Source organism: uncultured Nonlabens sp., assembly GCF_947495285.1.
In the GTDB taxonomy this organism is placed as follows: domain Bacteria; phylum Bacteroidota; class Bacteroidia; order Flavobacteriales; family Flavobacteriaceae; genus Nonlabens.
The window spans coordinates 27310-49047 of sequence record NZ_CANLXZ010000002.1 but is presented as its reverse complement, the minus strand read 5'-3'; the positions used below and the strand labels follow the sequence as shown (position 1 = coordinate 49047).

24 protein-coding genes are annotated in these 21738 nt (G+C 34.6%); 14 read left to right on the top strand and 10 right to left on the bottom strand.

Annotated elements, in window-relative coordinates; genetic code table 11:
* Nucleotides 1-6 precede the first annotated feature (6 nt).
* The 3 genes from Q0838_RS01070 to Q0838_RS01060 form a co-directional block, all read right to left on the bottom strand.
* The gene (locus Q0838_RS01070) at nucleotides 7-576 is read right to left on the bottom strand and encodes a DUF6702 family protein (RefSeq protein ID WP_298950317.1); all 570 of its coding nucleotides are present in this window, start codon (nucleotides 574-576) and stop codon (nucleotides 7-9) included.
* Between the two features lie 76 nt (nucleotides 577-652).
* On the bottom strand, nucleotides 653-1204 hold the full coding sequence (locus Q0838_RS01065) for a hypothetical protein (protein WP_298950315.1): 552 nt from the start codon (nucleotides 1202-1204) through the stop codon (nucleotides 653-655).
* Nucleotides 1194-2072: a carboxypeptidase-like regulatory domain-containing protein gene (locus Q0838_RS01060; protein ID WP_298950313.1), complete on the bottom strand. Its 879-nt coding sequence runs from the start codon at nucleotides 2070-2072 to the stop codon at nucleotides 1194-1196. Before Q0838_RS01060 ends, Q0838_RS01065 begins: the two co-directional genes overlap by 11 nt.
* Nucleotides 2073-2190: 118 nt before the next feature.
* On the opposite strand from Q0838_RS01060, the gene pepE reads away from it, so the two are divergent.
* The 7 genes from pepE to Q0838_RS01025 all read left to right on the top strand — a co-directional run bounded on the left by pepE (nucleotide 2191) and on the right by Q0838_RS01025 (nucleotide 6174).
* Nucleotides 2191-2907: a dipeptidase PepE gene (gene pepE, locus Q0838_RS01055; protein WP_298950311.1), complete on the top strand. Its 717-nt coding sequence runs from the start codon at nucleotides 2191-2193 to the stop codon at nucleotides 2905-2907.
* 24 nt (nucleotides 2908-2931) lie between these two features.
* Nucleotides 2932-3213 (top strand): GNAT family N-acetyltransferase, encoded by a 282-nt coding sequence (locus Q0838_RS01050; protein ID WP_298950309.1) that lies wholly within the window; start codon nucleotides 2932-2934, stop codon nucleotides 3211-3213.
* Nucleotides 3210-3752 (top strand): GNAT family N-acetyltransferase, encoded by a 543-nt coding sequence (locus tag Q0838_RS01045; protein WP_298950307.1) that lies wholly within the window; start codon nucleotides 3210-3212, stop codon nucleotides 3750-3752. Before Q0838_RS01050 ends, Q0838_RS01045 begins: the two co-directional genes overlap by 4 nt.
* 7 nt (nucleotides 3753-3759) lie before the next feature.
* Nucleotides 3760-4215, top strand: a complete 456-nt coding sequence (locus tag Q0838_RS01040; protein WP_298950305.1) for a GNAT family N-acetyltransferase — start codon at nucleotides 3760-3762, stop codon at nucleotides 4213-4215.
* A complete protein-coding gene (locus Q0838_RS01035) occupies nucleotides 4212-4910 on the top strand; it encodes a M15 family metallopeptidase (protein ID WP_298950303.1) in 699 nt (232 codons plus the stop codon). The genes Q0838_RS01040 and Q0838_RS01035 overlap by 4 nt, the downstream gene beginning before the upstream one ends.
* Before the next feature lie 187 nt (nucleotides 4911-5097).
* Nucleotides 5098-5748 carry a hypothetical protein gene (locus tag Q0838_RS01030; protein WP_298950302.1) on the top strand — a complete coding sequence of 217 codons (651 nt, stop codon included), beginning with the start codon at nucleotides 5098-5100 and terminating at the stop codon, nucleotides 5746-5748.
* Nucleotides 5749-5763: 15 nt separating this feature from the next.
* Nucleotides 5764-6174 (top strand): hypothetical protein, encoded by a 411-nt coding sequence (locus Q0838_RS01025; protein ID WP_298950300.1) that lies wholly within the window; start codon nucleotides 5764-5766, stop codon nucleotides 6172-6174.
* Between the two features lie 77 nt (nucleotides 6175-6251).
* Here the strand turns inward: Q0838_RS01025 and Q0838_RS01020 are convergent, their stop codons facing one another.
* Complete coding sequence (locus Q0838_RS01020; RefSeq protein ID WP_298950299.1) at nucleotides 6252-7190, bottom strand: mevalonate kinase; 939 nt, start codon at nucleotides 7188-7190, stop codon at nucleotides 6252-6254.
* Between the two features lie 9 nt (nucleotides 7191-7199).
* The gene (locus Q0838_RS01015) at nucleotides 7200-8255 is read right to left on the bottom strand and encodes a diphosphomevalonate decarboxylase (RefSeq protein ID WP_298950296.1); all 1056 of its coding nucleotides are present in this window, start codon (nucleotides 8253-8255) and stop codon (nucleotides 7200-7202) included.
* Nucleotides 8256-8427: 172 nt separating this feature from the next.
* Here Q0838_RS01015 and Q0838_RS01010 point away from each other — a divergent pair, with 172 nt between their 5' ends.
* From Q0838_RS01010 to Q0838_RS00980, 7 genes are all read left to right on the top strand, one after another.
* Nucleotides 8428-9681 carry an ABC transporter permease gene (locus Q0838_RS01010; RefSeq protein ID WP_298950294.1) on the top strand — a complete coding sequence of 418 codons (1254 nt, stop codon included), beginning with the start codon at nucleotides 8428-8430 and terminating at the stop codon, nucleotides 9679-9681.
* Between the two features lie 241 nt (nucleotides 9682-9922).
* Nucleotides 9923-10906: a pseudouridine synthase gene (locus Q0838_RS01005; RefSeq protein ID WP_298950292.1), complete on the top strand. Its 984-nt coding sequence runs from the start codon at nucleotides 9923-9925 to the stop codon at nucleotides 10904-10906.
* A 98-nt stretch (nucleotides 10907-11004) separates the two neighbouring features.
* On the top strand, nucleotides 11005-12393 hold the full coding sequence (locus Q0838_RS01000; protein ID WP_298950290.1) for an arginine decarboxylase: 1389 nt from the start codon (nucleotides 11005-11007) through the stop codon (nucleotides 12391-12393).
* Nucleotides 12394-12481: 88 nt separating this feature from the next.
* Complete coding sequence (gene speB / locus Q0838_RS00995; RefSeq protein WP_298950288.1) at nucleotides 12482-13417, top strand: agmatinase; 936 nt, start codon at nucleotides 12482-12484, stop codon at nucleotides 13415-13417.
* 4 nt (nucleotides 13418-13421) lie between these two features.
* The gene (locus Q0838_RS00990) at nucleotides 13422-14033 is read left to right on the top strand and encodes a MarC family protein (RefSeq protein WP_298950287.1); all 612 of its coding nucleotides are present in this window, start codon (nucleotides 13422-13424) and stop codon (nucleotides 14031-14033) included.
* Nucleotides 14034-14050: 17 nt separating this feature from the next.
* On the top strand, nucleotides 14051-15019 hold the full coding sequence (locus Q0838_RS00985; RefSeq protein WP_298950285.1) for a deoxyhypusine synthase family protein: 969 nt from the start codon (nucleotides 14051-14053) through the stop codon (nucleotides 15017-15019).
* Between the two features lie 155 nt (nucleotides 15020-15174).
* Complete coding sequence (locus Q0838_RS00980; RefSeq protein ID WP_298950283.1) at nucleotides 15175-16710, top strand: bifunctional GNAT family N-acetyltransferase/carbon-nitrogen hydrolase family protein; 1536 nt, start codon at nucleotides 15175-15177, stop codon at nucleotides 16708-16710.
* A gap of 58 nt (nucleotides 16711-16768) precedes the next feature.
* Here the strand turns inward: Q0838_RS00980 and Q0838_RS00975 are convergent, their stop codons facing one another.
* The 5 genes from Q0838_RS00975 to Q0838_RS00955 all read right to left on the bottom strand — a co-directional run bounded on the left by Q0838_RS00975 (nucleotide 16769) and on the right by Q0838_RS00955 (nucleotide 21719).
* Nucleotides 16769-17344, bottom strand: coding sequence for a helix-turn-helix domain-containing protein (locus Q0838_RS00975; RefSeq protein WP_298950281.1), 576 nt, complete (start codon nucleotides 17342-17344; stop codon nucleotides 16769-16771).
* A gap of 124 nt (nucleotides 17345-17468) precedes the next feature.
* Nucleotides 17469-18125, bottom strand: coding sequence for a peptidoglycan-binding domain-containing protein (locus tag Q0838_RS00970; protein ID WP_298950279.1), 657 nt, complete (start codon nucleotides 18123-18125; stop codon nucleotides 17469-17471).
* A 2-nt stretch (nucleotides 18126-18127) separates the two neighbouring features.
* Nucleotides 18128-19543 carry a hypothetical protein gene (locus Q0838_RS00965; protein ID WP_298950277.1) on the bottom strand — a complete coding sequence of 472 codons (1416 nt, stop codon included), beginning with the start codon at nucleotides 19541-19543 and terminating at the stop codon, nucleotides 18128-18130.
* The gene (locus tag Q0838_RS00960; RefSeq protein WP_298950276.1) at nucleotides 19543-21027 is read right to left on the bottom strand and encodes a cellulose synthase family protein; all 1485 of its coding nucleotides are present in this window, start codon (nucleotides 21025-21027) and stop codon (nucleotides 19543-19545) included. The genes Q0838_RS00965 and Q0838_RS00960 overlap by 1 nt, the downstream gene beginning before the upstream one ends.
* The gene (locus Q0838_RS00955) at nucleotides 21024-21719 is read right to left on the bottom strand and encodes a glycosyltransferase family 2 protein (RefSeq protein WP_298950486.1); all 696 of its coding nucleotides are present in this window, start codon (nucleotides 21717-21719) and stop codon (nucleotides 21024-21026) included. The genes Q0838_RS00960 and Q0838_RS00955 overlap by 4 nt, the downstream gene beginning before the upstream one ends.
* Between the last annotated feature and the right edge of the window lie 19 nt (nucleotides 21720-21738).

The following is a 21738-nucleotide window of genomic DNA, read 5'->3' as shown; positions in this document are numbered from 1 at the left end:
TTTTAACTAAAACTTCACAGTGTCACTGCCCTTATTTTTATCCATTAAAAGTGTGCGACGTTCTCCATTGATTTTTAAATGAACCAGATTCTTTTGCTCTTCAAATAATTCGAGAAACGCATTAAACTTCATAGACACCTCTATAGGTGCCTGTATAGCGGGAATTTCTATATAAAGCGCTATTTGATCGCCTTCATATTCGGCCCCTAAAAAATTAATACTTGAAACTTGATCATTTATTTTAACCTCTAGTTTTTTATTTAGATAACTTTTAATCAATGGGTATAGATCTTCAATAGTAGCATCGTCACCCAGTACTACAGGCGTTTCTATTCTAGAATTCAACACGTCTTCTAGATCATCAATAAAAAATCTTGTAATCATTTGTAGACTTTTTGCACTCTCGCTATAAGTTACATTAGAAACTGAGATATAGTATTTGTGTAGATCGTTGTTGTTCTCGCTTTCGCGAAAGCGAGATAATTCTACATCATTTTCACATTTACTATCTAATGAGAAGGAAGAAAGGCTGAAACTCCATACTGATAATAAAAATAAGATTTTGAAATTTTTCATGCGCTATTTTTTATTGCGATAGGAATCTAACTAGATTCATGCCACAATCAAAGGTTCTTAGGATTACTGCAAATATTTAATTAAGCGGTGTTATTTCACCTAAGTAGATACCATGAAAACGATCTCCATTTGCATCTATACCATCTATCTCTATTGCATAACCTGTACGATAAGGTGAAACGCCCACAAGTCCAGAAACTATCTCTACGCCTTCATTTGTTCTCATAGAAGCATCGTAATCTGTAAAATAAGTAATAACAGCATCTCCTACCTCTTCTGTATCTCCTATTACATAAGTTCCTGACTGAAACTCTAGTTCTCTATTACCATATAAATCTAGAGTAATAAGAAAACCTGTGCCGTCTAGCTGTCCATTTTCTAGTGTAATGTTTTCATCAACGATAAAGGTTCTTGTGTTAAAAACACCTGTCGTGCTGGTTTCAAGCACCTCACGATTAAATGCGTCAAAAACATCTGTTGAATTTAAAGAGTCTAGTCCGTAACAAAATGTGTTAACAATTATAGATGGTCCGGTAGGTAAGTCATCATCACTATCGCAAGAGGTCGTGATAATTAAAAACAAAGCTGCGATACCGTAGAAGGCGTTTTTTAATAGATTATTGTTCATTGCTTTTTTCTTTTACAGAAGGTGAGAGTTCTTCTTTTATTTCAGGGTAATTTTTCTTTTCTTTAAACAAAGTTACTTGATTTGAAAGGAATTGTAATAGATCTAATTCTCTTTCTGGTTCAAACATAGACTCATTAAGACCTTTATCCTTTGCAAAGTGCATAAATTCATACAAGTCTTTTTGTGGAATTTCTAGATAATTCAACAAATACTCTGTGCTGTATTTATTTTTTAAGACATAAACATCAAATTTCTTTTCCCTCTCCACTGGTGCAGAACCTGTGTTTAAATTAAGTCCATCTAGAGTACCTAAGATAGCCATAGATGCCAGTCCTCCTATTATATTTATCATATTAAATCGCGGTTGACTTTGATTAAAAGCTTCGTTGCGTATAGTGTATTCTTCTGGTTGCTTAATTCGGTCAGAAAAAGTATTCTCTATACGGTCTACTGCTCTAGTCTTTTGATTATAATCACTTACCTCCTTTATTTTAGGATCTACATAAGGAGTTCTTTTAACGTCTATTCTCATTAAACCATCATCTAACACTACCTCATCTAGCTGGTTAACACCTTCATTTAATGAAATAGTTACTTTTCTATTCTCCATAACCTTTGCAGTAATGATCAAAGAAAAAGACTCAAACTGCAATGCTTTAAAAGATATCTTATCTCCTGTTCTAGCATGCAAGAAAAAACTACCTTCTTTGTTACTTATGGTTCCCTCTAGCGACGCCTGATTAAAAACAGCTACACCTTCTAGTGGCTCGCTAGTAAGGCTATTAATAATTCCTTGTATCTGTACACGTTCTTTTTGGGCGGCAGCAATACCACACGTAAGAATTAGAAGGAGTAATATATTTTTCATCTGGTAGGTTTATTATTGACTTAAAATAATGTCAAAAAAGATTTATACTAACAAAGAACGCACAATTAACCCTATCATTGCTAGAGTTTAACGATGTTTAACCTAGCAAACGTATTCTATGAGAAACATGATTATCGCAAGCACATCTACCATACACGGTAGTAGTTATCTTGCTTATTTACTACCAGATATACTCAAAGCCTTCAAAACAAACGATATAAAAAACCTTCTTTTTATACCATATGCCAGACCAGGCGGTATTTCTCACGACTCATATACAGACAAAGTAAAAGAAGCTTTTAAAGACACCGGTGTAACTGTAAAAGGTATTCACGAATATGAAAATGCACAAGATGCTATTAAAAAAGCACAAGCTATCTTTACTGGTGGTGGCAACACTTTTGTACTAGTAAAAACGCTGCACGACCATCATCTTATGGAGATACTGCGCAAGCAAATTTATGCAGGCACATTTTACATAGGCACCAGTGCTGGTAGCAATATTTGTGGTTTAAATATGAGAAACACTAATGATATGCCTATAGTCATGCCAGCTAGTTTTAAAACAACAGGTGCCATAGGTTATAATATTAACGCACATTATCTAGATCCTGACACAGACTCTACCCACATGGGAGAAACTAGAGAAGAACGTATCAAAGAGTTTCATTTTTACAATAATCTACCAGTTGTAGGATTAAGAGAGGGCAGCTATATAAGAGTAATTGATAAAGAAGAGTTGTTATGTGGTCCACATACCGCAAGAGTATTTACTAAAGATAATGAGGCTATAGAGGTAGACAGTGGTTATGATTTTGCTCATTTTCCAAGTTAATTTAATTTTAGATTAAAAATAATAATGACGACAATACAACATAACGAAAACGATTCAAGAGGTATTTTTTACCTAAAGGAAAAGGATAAAACTATAGGAGAATTAACCTATTCTCTACAAGATAATGTAATGACTATAGACCACACAGAGGTGGAACCTGCAAATGAAGGAAAAGGATTAGGCACAAAATTAATTACTGAGAGTTATAAATTTGCCAAAGCAAAAGGTCGCAAAATAAATCCATTATGCCCGTTTGCTGAAGTTCTATTCGACCAGAATAAAAGCTGGAGCGATATAAGAATATGATTCTAAAACTAGAAACAGAACGGTTATACCTGCGTCCTTTTAAAAAGGAAGATGCACCATTTCTTTATGAGCTTAATAGTGATGAAGAAGTAATGCGCTACACCGGTGATTTTGCCTTTAAAGATTTAGAAGCCGCAAAAAAATTTGCCATGGACTATGTTTCAAATTCTCAGGGGCAATTTGCTTTATATAAAATGGGTAGAATAGCAGTTATAAGAAAAGAAGATAACGCTTTCCTAGGCTGGTCTGGATTAAAGAAGAATGTAAACAATGGCTATGTAGACATAGGCTACCGATTTATGAAAAAATATTGGAAAAAAGGATATGCTACAGAGTCTGGTCTAGAAGTATTAAGACATGCTTTTCATGATCATAAGATAGAATATCTCGTTGCTCACGTACATGAATTAAATTATGGTTCACAAATAGTGGCTCAAAAATTAGGAATGCAGCTAGATCATCGATTTCTTTGGAACAATAGAGAACCTGCTAGATTTTACAAAATTACTGCTAGTGATTATTTTAAAAAGTTTAAGTAATTAAAAAATGATAGAAATATTACCAGTTACTGCAAGAGAAACCTTTCCTGTGCGACAGCCCGTACTTAGAAAAGGAAGACCCATAGAAGACTGTCACTTTTCTGGTGACGATCTAGGCACTACATTTCATATAGGCGCTTTTGAAAAAGATAAAATTATCGGTGTCGCCACTTTTCTTATGAATAAAGATGTCCATCTAGAAAAGATAAAAGACATGAAGTTGCACCATTGCTATCAATTAAGAGGCATGGCTGTTTTAGAAGTAGCACAAGGAAAAGGTATAGGTAAGAAAATATTAAAACATGCAGAACAAATTCTAAAAGAACGCCACGTAGAAGTTTTATGGTTTAACGCCCGTCTTAACGCAACAGCTTTTTATGAAAAGATGAATTATCAAATAGTCAGTGACCTATTTGATATTCCTGGTGTAGGAGAACATTATAAAATGATAAAAAAATTATGATACGACTGCTATGTTGCTTATTATTCTTAGTAACCGCAACTACTTCTCAAATAGATCAAAAAAAATTAACAGGACAATACCCTAATCCTAAGAATCTTCTTGAAGTAGAGACCTTAACAGCGTTTAAACTCATGAAAGCCGCAGCTGCAAAAGACGGAATTAACCTCACCGTTGTTTCTGGCTATAGAAGTTTTACTAGACAGACACAAATCTGGAATCGCAAGTATAAAAAATATGCTGCACAAGGTCTAGAACCAGATGCTATTTTTGATAAAATCGTAGAATACAGCACTGTTCCTGGCACATCTAGACACCACTGGGGTACCGACATAGACATCATAGACACTAACGCAACGTATAGTGGCAGTGTTTTAGTACCTTCTAAATTTCATGGAAACGGTCCTTTTTGCAAACTTAAAGACTGGATGGAAAAACACAGTGCAACTTATGACTTTGAACTGGTTTATACCATGAATGATAATCGCACCGGATTTAAATATGAACCGTGGCATTATAGTTATGTTCCGCTTTCGCGAAAGCGATACAACGACTATCTTAAAACCATAGATCTAGTAACTTTCTTAAGATCTGAGAACATCATGGGAATGGATAAGATAAGTGAAGAACGAATCAATCGTTATCTAGTAGAACACATTAAGGGCGTAAATCCAAAATTAAAAGATGGATTTAAGTAAATTAGTAGATTAAATAAGCCATAATGTATTCTATGAGACATCTATCTTACATAAATATATTAAAGAAAACATTTACTTTAAACGCATTATTTTTATTCATTAGGCTATAATCGCCATGATACATTTGAGATTCCCATGTCACAAATATTTAAAGTAAAACAATAAAGTTCAAAGAAAGAACCGCACTATGAACATCATGCTAGAAAGCAATATAAAAATACTTTGGAACAATGCTGGTAAGTGGCAGTTTGAGCCATACCACTATAATCCCGATCGTTATATTAATCCAGAGGCAAATCTATTTGTACACAACACTTTTAAAACACTAGACTTTATCTATAAAAAAGAGGCTCTAATATTAGAGTTTCCTGATGGTCGTGTGGTAAATATACTTGAAGAATTCATTTCCAGTCGTGGCAAAAACCTCATAATAAGAGATGGAACTATAAATCAATATGAAGGTACTCGAGACATCATTACTTTTTATGATGAAATGGGATCCATGTTCCGCAAAGATCTTAGAAAATCGTGGCATAAATCTAATGTAGGTCGCAATACCGCTGCCTCTATTCTAGCACATGAGTTTATACATGCTTACCACGAGCAATTTGAATATGAATCTTATAGAGCTAGAAAGAATAAGAAATATCCTTTATGGAAATCTAAATTTCCTCACTTCCCTAATGATGAAGAAGTACTGGTTACTACAAATTTAGGCAATCAGGCCATTAGAAAAATAGGAGATGATGAGCGCACACATTATAAACGCAATTACTATCCTACACTAAGTCCTATAACGCTAGAACCAGCTATTCCAGATGGTGATGTCGTTGCTTAAAAATCCATATTGTATATGAATGAAGAAATTTATATCTCAGACTCGTTCGGAGATTTTAATATAGTTGTAGAAGGTGATGAGCATAGTTTATGGGCCTACGTTTTTGAAAATGTAAACGAAGAATATCAAATTCTCTGTGACGGTTTTATATGCTCTCGTGGTCTTACTGTACAAAGTAATGAAGATGTAAAGACCTACATAGAAAAAGGCTCTCAACCACCTTTAATGGAAGAGTACGCATCTACAGTTGCTGTTCAAGAAAATCTATCACCTACTGATATTAATATTTCTATAAACATGGTAGAAATAATTGTAGAGGTTAAAAACATCCCATTCTTAAAAATAGATTTTGAGCATTTGAAACCATATTCTAAGGCGGTTTCTAAAGATGGCCCTTATGGATTTGCATGGAGAGAAGAGATTTAATGTAAAATCTTAAAATGCTTTTAAACAAAAAACGCTCAACTTTTCAGTTGAGCGTTTTTTTTATATATCGTTATTTCTTAAAAAGAATAAACAACTTCTAACTTATAGTCTCCGAGTGTTTTTTCTGCTTTTTCTAAGTCTTCTGTAAATCCTAAGATGTAGCCACCACCACCAGAACCACAAAGTTTTAAATAATAGTCACCACTGTCAAGACCTTGCTTCCATAAGTCATGAAATTGTGCTGGGATCATAGGTTTAAAATTATCTAACACTACGTGAGATAGTTTTTTTACATTACCAAAAAGTCCTTTTACATCACCACTTAAAAAATCCTCAACACACATATCAGTGTATTTAACAAACTTATCTTTTAACATAGAACGGAAACCTTCTTGTTTCATCTTCTCCATAAAGATATTAACCATGGGCGCCGTCTCACCTACTATTCCAGAATCTAAAAGAAACACAGCTCCTTTACCTGTCGCAAGTTGCGATGGTATACCGGCTGGTTCTATATCTTCTTTAGAATTAATAAGTATAGGTAAGCTTAAATAAGAGTTTAATGGATCTAGTCCAGAACTTTTACCATGAAAAAAACTTTCTATCTGACCAAAAACGGCTTTTAAAGTAAGCAATTTCTCTCTAGTCAGGTTCTCTAAAACGGTAATCTTATCTATAGCATATTTATCATAAACAGCAGCAACTAGCGCACCACTACTTCCTACTCCATACCCTTGCGGTATGCTAGAATCAAAGTACATGCCCGCGTTTACATCTTTTTTAAGACTAGTAGTATCAAACTTAGGAAAGCTTTGATCTGTTTCTTGAAGCGATTCAATATGAGCCGCAAGACGTTCTAAGTTCTTATTAGATTGGGCAGCTGTATCAGTTAATGCGTCACTTATTTTTAACGCTCCTTTATAGAAATTATAAGGAATCGAGAGACCTTTTGAGTCTTTAATAATGCCGTATTCTCCAAAGAGTAAAATCTTAGAATAAAATAAAGGTCCTTTCATATGACTAAGTTAGCACTTTTTTGCTCCTGTGCCTATTTGATCACAAATATAATGAGAGTTTTGGCAATATTGTGTCAATTTGTTGTTAATCAACCCATCTACAGCACTTTTATGCTCGCTAGGATATAACATATGTACGTTTGCCCCTGCGTCTAGAGTAAAACACACTGGTATTTGCGTCTTTTTTCTAAAAGCCCAAATCTCTTCGATAATCGACAGCGTATTAGGTTTCATGAGTATAAAATAAGGATGTGAAGTCATCATCATGGCATGTAAAGTAAGCGCTTCACTTTCTGTTATTTTAATAAAAGTATCGAGATCGCCATCTTTTAACGCCTTTTTTAATATCGTTAAATTGCTTTGCGCTTGCTTAAATCTTGCACTAGCATAAGCATGATCATTCATTAAATCATGACCTACTGTAGAACTTACTACCTTCTCACCTTTGTCTACTAACAATATAGTGTCCTGAAAATCTTGAAAAACAGAATGCAATAAGTCACTCTTATCAATTCCATAAAGATTAGAACTACCGTCTGTATCTACATGCTCGCCCCATAAAACAGCTGCACCTTGTAAACTACGACAGGCACTACCAGAACCTAGACGTGATAAAAAAGACATTTTATGATAATCTAAAGATGTACCAGTAAGCTCACTTTCAAAATCCATGACACACGCACTCAACGCGGCCATGCTACTCGCACTACTCGCTATCCCAGAACTGTGAGGAAATGTATTATGTGTATCTATCTCAAAATGATAGCTAGAAATCCATGGACAATAGCTAGAAATACGTTCAAAATAGGCTTTGATTTTAGGAGCAAACTCTGGCTTTTCTACTCCGTCATAACTTATACTAAAACCGTGGGTTCCCTTGCTAGCTTTAACACTAGTAATGGTGCGACAGGCATCGAGAGTAAAACTTATAGAAGGATTTGCCGGTAGTTGCACACCGTGTTTTCCCCAGTATTTAACTAGTGCGATATTAGAGGGTGCTTGCCATTTTGTAAACAGCGATTCCCTTAATTCTACTTGATCTGTAAGTTTAAAATTCTCTTCCAATTGTCGATAATATTTAAAATGCAAAGATAGGTTACCTTATGCGTTTAGAGGTTATTTGAGATTCCGCTTTCGCGAAAGCGGAATTAAATCCAACAATTTTGTAACAAATAAGATTCTTTTTTGTCCAATGAGAAAGCGTATTTTTAACCAGCTTAAAATTTAAAGTCTATCCATGCTCATTTATCTAAGAGTTTTAAAAGAAAGTTTCTTTTTTGCCATGAATGCATTGCGCACAAATTTGCTGCGTACTTTTCTCTCGCTTCTAGGTGTGACCATAGGTATATTTTCTATCATAGGTGTTCTTGCAGCTATAGATTCTCTAGAAAATGAAATAAATGAAGGCCTCAGTTCTCTTGATATTTCTACTATTTATGTTTTAAATAGATCCTTCGGCCCGACAAAACTGGAGCGTTATGAATATGAAAAATTCCCTAATGTGTCTTATGATGAGTACCAGATGCTACAACGTACTATGGATGACATAGATGCGATTACTTACACGATTTTTGCCTCTCCAGAAAACATTAAATATGAAGATAAAACTGCCACCGGTGTAAGCATCACTCCAGGCACGGAGTCTTTTTATGACATAGAAAATCTTAAATTAAAGGAAGGACGTTTCTTTAATGGAGCAGAATCTAATAGTGGTAGTCCTGTGGCTGTAATAGGTAGTGAGGTTGCCTCTAGCCTGTTCGGTGATAGCGACCCCATAGGTAAACGTGTTAGATTATATGGTAATAAATTTACCATTATAGGTGTACTAGAAAAAGAAGGGCAGGGAATTATGGGACCTTCTAAAGATGGCAGCGCTTATGTACCGGTGAATTTTGTACGTAAAATTTATGGTGACAATAATAAAAACAGAACTGCTGCTCTTATTTTAAAACCTAAAAAAGAAGTGGATCAGGATGAATTTATCGCAACTTTTGAACAGCAACTGCGTTCTTACAGAGGTTTAAAGCCAGATGAAATTACTAATTTCTTTATCAATCCTTTAAAAGGCTTTGCAGATTTAATAGATCAAGTCACGAGCGTATTAACTTTTATAGGTGTTATTATATCTGGTTTTTCTATGTTAGTGGGTGGTTTTGGTATTGCAAACATCATGTTTGTAAGCGTTAAAGAACGTACGAACCTGATAGGTATTCAAAAATCTCTAGGTGCAAAAAGACGTTTTATTCTATCTCAATTCTTATTTGAGTCTATTATTCTAGCACTTTTTGGTGGTCTATTTGGGTTACTGTTTGTATGGCTAGGCACGCTTCTAGCTAACTCCATTGCCCAAGATTTTACCTTTGTACTTTCTTCTTATAACGTACTTTTAGGAACTAGTGTAAGTGCAGGAATAGGTCTGGTGGCAGGTATAATCCCAGCATTTATTGCTGCAAGATTAGATCCTGTAGAGGCGATAAGAACTGGAATGTAGATTCCTGAATTTTTATTGCCCTTTAAAAAAAGAATTAGTTATGCGATATCACACATTAACTATCTATTCATCTGGTCGGTAAATTGCATAAGAATAATACACTAAAAACAGTTGGTTTTCATGTTTTTACAAATGCTAAATATGGCTATTTAAAGACATAATATATAGTGTATTATAATTTGAATTTCATGTTGATATTCAATGAAGTAAAAGTCTATCTTTGCAAAAAATTTTTAATACAATGAGTAGAGGTAACGAAGGATCAAAAAGTAAAGGTAGCGGTCGCCGTGATGGCAAAAGCGCTGGTGCTTCAAAAGGTAATGATAGACGTAATGACAGACCATACAGCGATAAAAGAAAATCTTCTTCTCGCAGTAGTGAATCTGGCGACCGTCCTACTACTCGTGGTGGTAAAAATCAGGTAGTAGGAACATCTCGTTCTGGAAAACCTGTTACTAAAAAAGAATATATAGACCGTAAAAAATCTGAAAGCTTTACTAAAAGAAAGACAGATAAGGCAGGTATAAGACTTAATAAATACATTGCTAACTCTGGCCTTTGTAGCCGTCGCGATGCAGATATTTATATAAAAGCTGGTAGTGTAAGCGTAAATGGTAAACCTATAGTAGAAATGGGGTATCAGGTAATGCCTGGTGATGAGGTACGTTTTGACGACAGACCTATACAACCGTCTAAAAAAGAATACTTTATCCTTAATAAACCTAAAGGATTTAATTCACCTCGTAAAGGAGAACGTTCTACTAGAACAGTTCTAGACCTTATGGAAAATGCGAGTCCTAACAGTCTTCACTTTGTAGGTAGACTGGGTAGAGCATCTTTAGGTATTATGTTATTTACTAACGATCTTGAGTTAGCAAACAAATTGAATAACCCAAAGCAAAAGTTGCGTAAAATTTATCAAGTTGCTCTAGACCGTAGTTTTAAGCATGAAGATTTAATGCAATTGCGCAATGGTATACTTATAGATCGTGAACCAGTTGAGATCAAAGAAATCAACTATGTAGAGAACGGTAAGAATAACGAGGTAGGAATAGAAATACACAGTGGTAAGGATAACATCGTACAGCGTGTATTTGAAGCAGTAGGTTATGAAATAAAAGTTCTGGACCGTGTTGTTTTAGGCGGTCTTACTAAAAAAGATTTACCGCGAGGTCATTATCGCAAGCTTAATGATCAAGAAGTGATCAATATAAAGATGATCTAAGGATCATTTAACACACTGTTAACTTTTACTAATTTACATTTGATCCCTTTTAAGATTTAGCTTTTAAGGGATTATTTATAATTTATCAGTTTACGACATTGAATACAAAATATATTGATCTCATCAACCAGACGTACTATTTCCCAACGGAAGAGTTTGAACTAAAAGATGACCAACTTCAGTTTCACGGCATTGACCTTATGGCTCTTGTAGAGCAATATGGTGCGCCGTTAAAATTTACGTATCTACCTAAGATATCAGATAACATTAACCGTGCAAAGGGTTGGTTTGATTCCGCTTTCGCGAAAGCGGATTACAAAGCAAAATACCACTACTGTTATTGTACAAAAAGCTCACATTTTAAACATGTACTAGACGAGGCATTGAGCAACGACATACACATCGAGACCTCGAGCGCCTTTGACATTAATATCGTGAACAAACTTAAAGCAGAAGGTAAGATTAAAAACGACACCTTTGTTATCTGTAATGGTTTTAAAAGAGATCAATACATAGATAATATTGCTGCATTAATAGATTCTGGTCAGAACTGTATACCTATCATAGATAACTATGAAGAACTCACTCTTCTAACCGATGCTACTTCAAAGAAATTTAATGCTGGTATACGCATCGCAAGTGAAGAAGAACCTAAATTTGAATTTTACACCAGTAGACTAGGCATAGGCTACAAGAATATTTTAAATTTTTATAAAACTCAAATAGCCTCTAATGATCAGGTAGATCTTAAGATGCTGCACTTTTTTATAAACACTGGTATACGTGATAATGCATATTACTGGAATGAGTTGCACAAATGTCTTAAGGTCTATATAAGCCTTAAGAAAATATGCCCGACTCTAGACAGTTTAAATATAGGTGGTGGTTTCCCTATCAAGAACTCATTAGTTTTTGATTTTGATTACCAATACATGATCGACGAGATCGTTTCTCAAATTAAACAAGTTTGTGACGAAGCTAAAGTAGACGTGCCTCACATTTTTACAGAATTCGGTTCTTTTACTGTAGGAGAAAGTGGTGGAGCTATTTATAAAGTACTGTATCAAAAACTACAAAACGATCGTGAGAAATGGAACATGATCAATAGTTCTTTTATCACCACTTTACCAGACTCGTGGGCTATCAATAAACGTTTTATCATGCTGTCTCTTAATAGATGGAAAGAAGAATATGAACGTGTCCTGTTAGGAGGTCTTACCTGTGATAGTGATGATTATTACAATAGTGAGCAAAACATAAACGCGATCTATTTACCTAAATACCATAAAGATAAACCTCTTTACATAGGCTTCTTTAATACTGGTGCTTATCAAGAGAGCGTAGGTGGATACGGTGGTTTACAGCACTGTTTAATACCTGCTCCTAAACATATTTTAATCGATCGTGATGAAAATGGCGGTATTAAAACTAGCGTTTTTAAAGAACAACAAACCAGTGAAAACATGCTGGATATTTTGGGATATTAATAACTGAGTCTACTAAAAAAGCTATATCAAAAGAGAATACAGCTGCACAAAATCTTTGATTTTAAAACCAACTTTTTAAGCTTATAACATGAATAATTTAAACTATGCAGGGATTCCAGATGAACATGCTGGATTAGATAATGCATCTATCGTTTTAATTCCAGTACCTTATGATGGCACTAGCACGTGGCAAAAAGGCGCAGATAAAGGTCCAGAAGCTTTTCTAGACGCTAGTGCAAATATGGAGCTATACGATATTGAAACGGATACAGAAGTGTATCATCACGGAGTCTTTCTTGCAAAAGCTGTTACAGAAAACAGCTCGCCAGAAGCAATGGTAGATGCCGTTCACGCAACTACTAAAAAGTATATAAAAAAGAATAAGTTTGTGACCCTTTTTGGTGGAGAACACTCTATTTCTATAGGTAGCATACGTGCATTTAATGAAATGTATGAAAATCTAAGTGTGCTACAGCTAGATGCTCACGCAGACTTAAGAAAAGAATACGACGGTAGTTCTTGTAATCATGCTTGTGCTGTATATGAAGCAAGTCAAAAAGCTAACCTAGTACAAGTAGGCATACGTTCCATGGATAGTATAGAAGTGGGCATCAATGATGATGAAAAAATATTTTACGCTCATGAAATGGCACAAGATGACTACTGGCAAGAAAAAGCGATAGAAGCTCTTACAGAAAATGTATTTATAACTATCGATTTAGATGCATTTGATCCATCTATATGTCCATCTACCGGCACACCAGAACCTGGTGGGATGTACTGGTATGAAACACTAGAGTTTTTGAAAACCGTCTTTACAGAGAGAAACGTAGTAGGATTTGACATCGTAGAGTTATGTCCTAATCCACTAGAGAAATCGTCTGATTTTCTAGCTGCAAAACTGTATTATAAAATGTTGAGCTATAAATTTAAAGACATCGCTCTAAAAGGAGAAAGTGGTTACACAACAACAAATGATTTTGCAAAAGAAGGATTAAAAAAAATGAAAAACCTAGAAAACTAAATTTATGTTGCAAATTATCACTACCATCTTTTTCTTAATAGCCGTTATAGATCCCATAGGTACGGTACCTGTGTATCTAGAAGCGACTAAAGAATTTGACAATACTCATAAAAAGAAAATTGCCATAAGAGCTAGTGTTATTGCATTCTTAATCTTATTATTCTTTATAGTCATAGGACAGCTCATTCTAGAGGGAATGGAAGTATCATTAGAAGCTTTTCAAATATCTGGTGGGGTCATTCTATTTCTTTTTGCTCTAACCATGGTTTTCGGTGATGGAAAACCACAAAATGAAAAAAATGAAATTACCGACTATAAACACGTTACCATTTTTCCTGTTGCTATTCCATCTATAGCATCTCCTGGTGCCATAATGGCTGTAGTACTTATGACAGATAATCATCTGTACACTATACAACAACAACTCATTACTACCAGTTTAGTCTTTATAGTCATATTATTTACAGCATTAATATTACTCGCCGCAAGCAAAATACAAGATCGTATAGGTAGTTATGGTATCACAGTAATAAGTAAAGTGATGGGACTTATACTAGCCGCGTATGCTGTACAGAGCATATTAACAGGTATTGGTAACTATTACAACTTAGTCTAATTATTAAATAAAAAACAATGGGTAAACCTATAACAGATTTTTTAGAAAACTATTTTTTACATTTTAATAGCGCTGCCCTTGTCGACGCTGCAAAGGGTTATAAAGCACAATTAAACCAAGGTTCTAAAATGCTGGTCTCTCTAGCTGGAGCAATGAGTACTGCAGAGATTGGGAAGATCTTTGGCGAGATGATACGTCAGGATAAAGTACATATCATTTCATGTACCGGTGCAAACCTAGAAGAAGATTTGATGAATCTAGTAGCACACAGTCACTATAAAAGAGTCCCTAACTATCGTGATTTAACGCCGCAAGACGAGTGGGATTTACTGGAAAAAGGATTAAATCGTGTAACAGATACTTGTATTCCAGAAGATGAAGCCTTTAGAAGACTACAAGAACATATCGTTAAGATATGGAAAGATGCAGAGGCAAAGGGCGAGCGTTATTTCCCTCATGAATACATGTACAAATTACTTTTAAGTGGTGTACTAGAACAGTATTATGAAATTCCTATTGAGAATTCATGGATGTATGCCGCTGCCAAAGCTAATTTACCGATAGTCGTTCCAGGATGGGAAGACAGCACCATGGGTAATATTTTTGCTAGTTATGTATTAAAAGGTGAGTTAAAAGCGAGCACGGTAAAAAGCGGTATCGAGTACATGACTTTTCTCGCAGACTGGTACACCGATAATTCACAGAAAGGTATAGGTTTCTTCCAGATAGGTGGTGGTATCGCTGGTGATTTTCCTATTTGTGTAGTACCTATGTTGTATCAAGATATGGAACGTACAGACACACCATTCTGGAGTTATTTCTGTCAGATATCTGACTCTACGACTAGTTATGGAAGCTATTCTGGAGCTGTACCTAATGAAAAAATCACTTGGGGAAAACTAGATCAAGACACACCTAAATTTATTGTAGAAAGCGATGCGACCATCGTAGCACCATTAATTTTTGCTTATTTATTAGAGATGTAATTTAATAATTCCGCTTTCGCGAAAGCGGAACAAAAATCAAAATCTGTAAGTTGCTCAACACATAGCGGTTTACAGGTTTTTTATGTTTAAAGATAAACGTTTCAATTATAAAATATTAATGAATTGCGATTACATTTAAATACAAGTAACACACTATGAGCGATATAAATATGAGTAAGATAGACAACTTAAATCTTGAGTTTTTACAGCTTAAAGATTATGAAGAGTTGAAGCATGCAATGATAGATTCTTATAGCAATCTACCAGATTCTTATTGGAAAAAAGAGCAAATTAAAACACTAATTGAAAAGTTTCCTGAAGGTCAAGTGGTGCTTAAAGTGAATGAAGAGATCGTAGCCTGCGCGCTATCTATAGTTGTGAAGTATGACGATTTCAGTGGTCAATACACCTATGAGCAAGTGACCGGAAATTACAAGTTCACCACGCACGATGATGATGGTGATGTACTTTATGGCATAGAAGTGTTTATAAAACCTCAATATCGTGGTATGCGATTAGGTCGTCGTTTATATGATTACCGTAAAGAGCTGTGTGAGAATTTAAATTTAAGAGGTATCGCATTTGGTGGTAGAATTCCTAATTATCATAATCATGCCAGTGACATGACGCCTAAGGAATACATCAAAAAAGTGCGTAATAAAGAGATTACAGACTCTGTACTGAACTTTCAGCTTTCTAATGATTTTCATGTTTCTCGTGTCCTTAAAAATTATCTAGATGGAGATAAAGCCTCTATGGAATTTGCCGTATTACTAGAATGGGATAATATTTACTATACAAAACCAGTTACAGAAACCACAGCATTAAAAAGCACGGTACGACTAGGTTTAATTCAGTGGCAAATGCGTCCTTACTCTGGTTTTGACGAGTTGATGCAGCAGGTAGAATACTTTGTAGACGCGGTAGCTGCCTACAGATCTGATTTTGCTTTATTCCCTGAATATTTTAATGCACCTTTAATGGCAGCCTACAACAATTTAAGCGTAAGTGATTCTATTAGAGAACTAGCAAAATATACCGAGATGATCAGAAACAAGTTTTCTGAATTATCCATTAAGTATAACATCAACATTATTACAGGTTCCATGCCTGAAATCATTGATGGACAATTATATAATGTAGGGAATTTGTGCCGTCGCGATGGTACGGTAGAACGTTATGAAAAAATACATGTCACACCAGATGAGCAAAAAGTATGGGGATTACAAGGTGGGAATAAAATACAAACTTTTGACACCGATTGTGGTAAAATAGGAATCTTGATTTGCTATGACAGTGAGTTCCCAGAATTGAGTCGTATTATGTCACAAGAAGGCATGCAAATTCTTTTTGTACCATTCTTAACAGATACACAAAATGCTTATGCTCGTGTACGACTTTGCTCGCAAGCTAGAGCAGTGGAGAACGAATGTTACGTCGCGATAGCTGGTAGCGTGGGGAATTTACCAGCCGTAGAAAATATGGACATATCTTATGCGCAAAGTGCGGTATTCACGCCTTGTGATTTTGCGTTCCCATCAAATGGAGTCAAGGCAGAGGCAACAGCAAACACAGAAATGATCTTAGTGGCAGATGTGGATCTGGATTTATTAAAAGAACTACACAATTATGGTGCTGTGAAGAATTTAAAAGACCGCAGGACTGATTTGTATGAGGTGAGTAAGAAGTAAATTATTGCAAAATACTTAGTTGAAAGGGTTTCTTATAGAAATATAAGAAACCCTTTTTTTAATTAATCATAGGAATAATACTGGGATAGGTCACTTGTTTACCACGACCATTTGCGATGGCTAAAATTAAAGCCGCTGTGCTATTTACTACCCAACATATTATTATAAACATAAACATATGAGAAAAATAAATCGGAAACCAATGCATTACCTTCCCTAAACTAACTGCAATCACAGCAAGAAAATAAAAAGCTGTAAATAGGATCTGAAAATTAAGTAACCTCGCTCCTATTTCCTGTAAACCTTGGGTTTTATCCTTTTTAGTCAGCCATAGAATAAGTGGTAGAATGATATTACCTATGGGTATAAAAACACCTGCTAGAACCGATAAATGAAAAAACATCATAAACTGCTGGTCTTCATGCTTACCGTAATCAAGTAACTCTTCAATGTTAATATCCAGGATTTCACAAATAAGCTGCAAGGTTTTACCACGCGGTTCATTTTCATTGTTCTCGATACGTTGAATGGTTCGTAAACTGACTTGAGAATCTGTCGCTAGTTCTTCTTGAGACATGCCTTTTTTAAGACGTATCTCTTTGATTTTAGTCCCTACTGTATTCATCTGTTTCATGATTTAAAATTAGTGAAACAAATCTAAGAATGAAGTCATTTAAAGAACAAATTAGATCCTTGACTTGTTTATGTCATTCTTATGACAAATATGACAAAATATTGATAAACAATATTTTAAAAACCTACTTTAATAAAACCTCAAAAGTTAGCACATCTATTTTCCCATCTGGAAAAAGATTGTTTTTTGATTCAAAATGGGCTAGAGCTTCGGTAGTATCTTTTGCAAAAACACCATCTAGAGCCATATCATAACCTCTTGCTATGAGATTTTTTTGTATCTCAAAAACGAGAGCGTTTTTTGATCCTATACGTTGACTATCTTCCCAATGATTACTATAGAGCTGCTTCATTAAGTTCTTTTGTTCAATAGCTTTGATTTCTTCTGGACTACTGTGATTATTTTCAAAATCAATAATCTGTTGATTGTTCCAGCCATTAGATTTATAACTTGCAGACTGTGCTAGTTTTTGTTCTAAATAAGTAACACGCGCTAATTTTTGAGCATACTTTTCTACAGCAAGTGTTGTTTCTAAATCGTCATCTTCTGGTAATCTTACATCTATATCGTTTGCTGTCCATTGCAGCTTAATAAAGCTATTTAAATCGGTAATAGCATCGTAATACATCATGACTACTGAAGGGTCATGGTAGTCTTTATCTACAGTAACCTCTGTTTTGTAATGATATTCAGGTGAGTGAAATCTACTCCAGTCTTTATAAAAATCGTAGGATATAAAGCCTAGGATACACAGTAATAAGAATATAATGATAGGTTTCATGGTTAAGAATTTTGTGGCACATCAATAGGTCGTATTTTGTTGAGAGAAACCCTATTGTTGTACAAGTCAAAAATAAACATTATTAAGACTAAAACGTACTCAATAGTGAGCAGCAAGCTACTTTCTACAAAGTCTGTATTTGAATAGGCATAATAACTTAGAAATACGGTACAACTCCATACCAGCATAAAACGATACTTTGTAAAGATAGAGAACAGCAGTGGTATAGTTAAATACCAAGGATGTACAGTAGTTGAAAACATTAAATAAGTAAAAAAGGAAAACAGGATACTAGAAATAAGTATTTCTGGGATTTCATTTTTACGAATAAAACTGATAAGCAGGATAATCAATAAAGTAAACAACGGCAAAATCTTACCAGCCGTTTCTATAATATTATAACCTGTTATCTTAAAACCTACATATCTTACTAGGTAATAAATACTACCATTGAATTCAAATTTACCAAACCATAATCCTACTGAAGCAGCGTAGTTATCTAACAATTGCTCGGACACAAAAAGACTAAAACCTGCTATTACTACAACTAAAACAGATAAGTAATAAACAACTGCACTTTTAAACTTTAATCTTCTTAAAAGTAATGGTAATGCCATAACTGGCAATAACTTTAAAAGAATTCCAGACCCCATAAAAAGCACGCTTTGTACTTTTTGAGATTTCAACAAATGATAAATCGCCGCAAGTAGAAAAAACGCCATCACACCTTCCCAATGCAAATTACCAGTAAGCTCTATAATCGTAAAAGGATTAAGGTAATACAAACCAATAAGCCACTCTGACTTACCCAGTAAGCGTAGAAATTTTACACCATAAATAAATATACCTACATCTGCAAGAATTAAGAATACACGCATCCATATGATACTAGCCAGAATACTATCGCCACCCAACCATGCGGCTACAGCAAAGAATAACTGATTTAAAGGCGGATAATTTGTGTACAAACCGCTTGAGAGTCCTCCCATGGAACTATGTAAAATAGTAGCATTAGGAATATGGGATGCACCAGAACTTATAACATCATCTGGTAAGTATAAATACGGATTAAAACCATTAATTAATTGATGTCCATCCCATATAAATCTGAAAAAATCTTGAGAAAGATGTGGCGTATTGTCAATTAATAGAAACCTCAAGATAAGACCGATTAAAAATAAACCGCCTATCAATGGGGATCCATAAAAACGTTTTCCTATAAAATCAGGAAATAGGTTAAGACTTCTTTTTGTCGCTTTATCTAGAACCATAGTAAAGGCACCAAATATTCCAAAAAGCAAAACATAAATAATAAGTAAACTAGAAAACTCTTTACGTTGCATAGAAAAGAATAATCCATAAAATACAGCGCTGATAATGGTTAAAATACCTAAAGCATTACTTAACCTGCGTTCCATTATTGTTTATCTGTTAAACTACGGAAGAATACAAATCCAAAACCAATAGTAAGCATTAAATGAAAAGGAAATAGTCCAAAATCGGGCTCAGTACCCACTATAAATGCAGAATACATACCAAAAGCAAAGTAAAACATCAAAATTCCCTCTATAAAAACATGCGGACTGATCTTTTTACGCAGGTATTTATTTGTTTTCCAGTTTCCTCCTACGGCTTTCAAATTAAACTTAGGAGTGCGAACAAATTCACTGCGCTTACCTGCGTGACCTTCTAATACTGCTATAGAATTATGAAAAGAAAACCCCATTGCTATAGAAAAGAAAGTAAAGAACATACCTATATATGATATGAAGTTTTTAACGCCATTACCATAAGTCTTCTTATACATGTACCAATAGCATATAAAAAATATGATCGTACTAATTACAAAGAAACTCATGACTATAAAATACTCACGTAAATGACCGTACTCGTTCTTTATATATAACATAGGTATACTAAGAATACCTACTATAAGTACATTAAGAAACATCGTACTATTTAATAAGTGAAGTACACCATGCATTTTTGATTTAAAAGACATCTCTGAAGAAACCACTCTTTTAAACATTTTTCTAAAATTCTCTGCTCCACCCTTATTCCACCTAAATTGCTGTGATCTAGCAGCACTTATTACGATAGGTAACTCTGCAGGGGTAGTTACATGCTCAAGATATTTAAACTTCCAGTTTTTTAATTGTGCTCGATAACTTAAATCTAGATCTTCAGTTAAAGTATCACCTTCCCAGTTACCTGCATCATAGATAGTCTCTTTGCGCCATACACCAGCAGTTCCATTAAAGTTAATGAAATGCCCTTTAGAATTACGACCTACTTGCTCTAGAGTAAAGTGAGCATCTAGTGCAAATGCTTGTATTTGAGTAAGAATAGAATAATCACGATTAAGATGTGCCCATCGCGTTTGCACTACACCTGTTTCTGGATCTTTGAAATAAGGAATCGTTTTATACAGCCAGTCTGCATCTGGTAAAAAATCTGCATCAAAAATTGCTATTAAATCACCTTTAGCAATAGCTAGACCTTCTTTTAAAGCACCGGCTTTAAAACCACTGCGATCTATTCTTGTAATATGAACTATATCTAAACCTGTCGCTGCTAGTCTATTTACATGTGCCGCTGTAGTTTCTACCGTCTCATCTGTAGAGTCATCTAACACCTGTATTTCTAATTTTTCTCTAGGGTATTCTATTAACGCTATATTATCTAGCAATCTATCCATTACATATGCCTCATTAAACACCGGCAATTGAATAGTCACATAAGGAACCTCTTCAGGATTCTTAAGATCTAATAAAGGAGAGTTATCTACTATTTTTTGGGCTCTAACGTAGTTAATTAATAAATTAAGCTGTGCAAAAGCATAGAATAAAATCAAAATTAACGATATAGAATAAACTACTATACATATCCACTCTAAAATCATTTTTTAAAACCGTATTTGAAAATCCATGTCAAAATTTTAATACCAGCAAATATAGCACCTTTAACTGTACCTGATACCTTTGATACACCTATTCTATTGCGGTACTTCATAGAAACTTCTGTATAAGTAAAACTTTTCTTTAAAGCCTTGAGTTGCATCTCTACAGTCCATCCATAAGTACGATCTTGCATTTTAAGCTCTAAAAGCTTATCATACTTAATCGCTCTAAAAGGTCCCAGGTCTGTAAAACGAGAGTCAAAAAACAATCGCATTAAACTAGTCGCAAGCCAGTTTCCAAATATTTGAGGAACAGTCATAGATCCTGCTTCCCTTAATTCCTTAACTCTAGATCCTATAACAAGATCTATATCCTTTTCTATTATGGGCGCTACCAGTTCTAATAGTTGTTCTGGATAATCACTATAATCTCCATCCAGAAACACGATAATATCTGTAGACTCAGGTAATGAAGCGACATAATCCATACCTTTTAAACAGGCATTTCCATATCCTGGTGTAGATTCTTCTACTACCGTGGCACCTGCGTTACGGGCATTTATGACCGTATCATCGTTAGAATTATTACTACATACGATTATTTCAGTAACCATAGAAGGCACTGCTTTTATGACTAGAGGTATAGAACCTGCCTCATTATAGGCAGGTATAATAACTCTTATAATAGGGTTTATTTTCAGAACAGTAAGTTTA

Bases quoted from the DNA above. Each gene is read 5' to 3' on its own strand.
- Q0838_RS01070 (WP_298950317.1), bottom strand. From the start codon at position 576: ATGAAAAATTTCAAAATCTTATTTTTATTATCAGTATGGAGTTTCAGC.
- Q0838_RS01065 (WP_298950315.1), bottom strand. From the start codon at position 1,204: ATGAACAATAATCTATTAAAAAACGCCTTCTACGGTATCGCAGCTTTG.
- Q0838_RS01060 (WP_298950313.1), bottom strand. From the start codon at position 2,072: ATGAAAAATATATTACTCCTTCTAATTCTTACGTGTGGTATTGCTGCC.
- pepE (WP_298950311.1), top strand. From the start codon at position 2,191: ATGAGAAACATGATTATCGCAAGCACATCTACCATACACGGTAGTAGT.
- Q0838_RS01050 (WP_298950309.1), top strand. From the start codon at position 2,932: ATGACGACAATACAACATAACGAAAACGATTCAAGAGGTATTTTTTAC.
- Q0838_RS01045 (WP_298950307.1), top strand. From the start codon at position 3,210: ATGATTCTAAAACTAGAAACAGAACGGTTATACCTGCGTCCTTTTAAA.
- Q0838_RS01040 (WP_298950305.1), top strand. From the start codon at position 3,760: ATGATAGAAATATTACCAGTTACTGCAAGAGAAACCTTTCCTGTGCGA.
- Q0838_RS01035 (WP_298950303.1), top strand. From the start codon at position 4,212: ATGATACGACTGCTATGTTGCTTATTATTCTTAGTAACCGCAACTACT.
- Q0838_RS01030 (WP_298950302.1), top strand. From the start codon at position 5,098: ATGAACATCATGCTAGAAAGCAATATAAAAATACTTTGGAACAATGCT.
- Q0838_RS01025 (WP_298950300.1), top strand. From the start codon at position 5,764: ATGAATGAAGAAATTTATATCTCAGACTCGTTCGGAGATTTTAATATA.
- Q0838_RS01020 (WP_298950299.1), bottom strand. From the start codon at position 7,190: ATGAAAGGACCTTTATTTTATTCTAAGATTTTACTCTTTGGAGAATAC.
- Q0838_RS01010 (WP_298950294.1), top strand. From the start codon at position 8,428: ATGCTCATTTATCTAAGAGTTTTAAAAGAAAGTTTCTTTTTTGCCATG.
- Q0838_RS01005 (WP_298950292.1), top strand. From the start codon at position 9,923: ATGAGTAGAGGTAACGAAGGATCAAAAAGTAAAGGTAGCGGTCGCCGT.
- speB (WP_298950288.1), top strand. From the start codon at position 12,482: ATGAATAATTTAAACTATGCAGGGATTCCAGATGAACATGCTGGATTA.
- Q0838_RS00990 (WP_298950287.1), top strand. From the start codon at position 13,422: ATGTTGCAAATTATCACTACCATCTTTTTCTTAATAGCCGTTATAGAT.
- Q0838_RS00985 (WP_298950285.1), top strand. From the start codon at position 14,051: ATGGGTAAACCTATAACAGATTTTTTAGAAAACTATTTTTTACATTTT.
- Q0838_RS00980 (WP_298950283.1), top strand. From the start codon at position 15,175: ATGAGCGATATAAATATGAGTAAGATAGACAACTTAAATCTTGAGTTT.
- Q0838_RS00975 (WP_298950281.1), bottom strand. From the start codon at position 17,344: ATGAAACAGATGAATACAGTAGGGACTAAAATCAAAGAGATACGTCTT.
- Q0838_RS00970 (WP_298950279.1), bottom strand. From the start codon at position 18,125: ATGAAACCTATCATTATATTCTTATTACTGTGTATCCTAGGCTTTATA.
- Q0838_RS00965 (WP_298950277.1), bottom strand. From the start codon at position 19,543: ATGGAACGCAGGTTAAGTAATGCTTTAGGTATTTTAACCATTATCAGC.
- Q0838_RS00960 (WP_298950276.1), bottom strand. From the start codon at position 21,027: ATGATTTTAGAGTGGATATGTATAGTAGTTTATTCTATATCGTTAATT.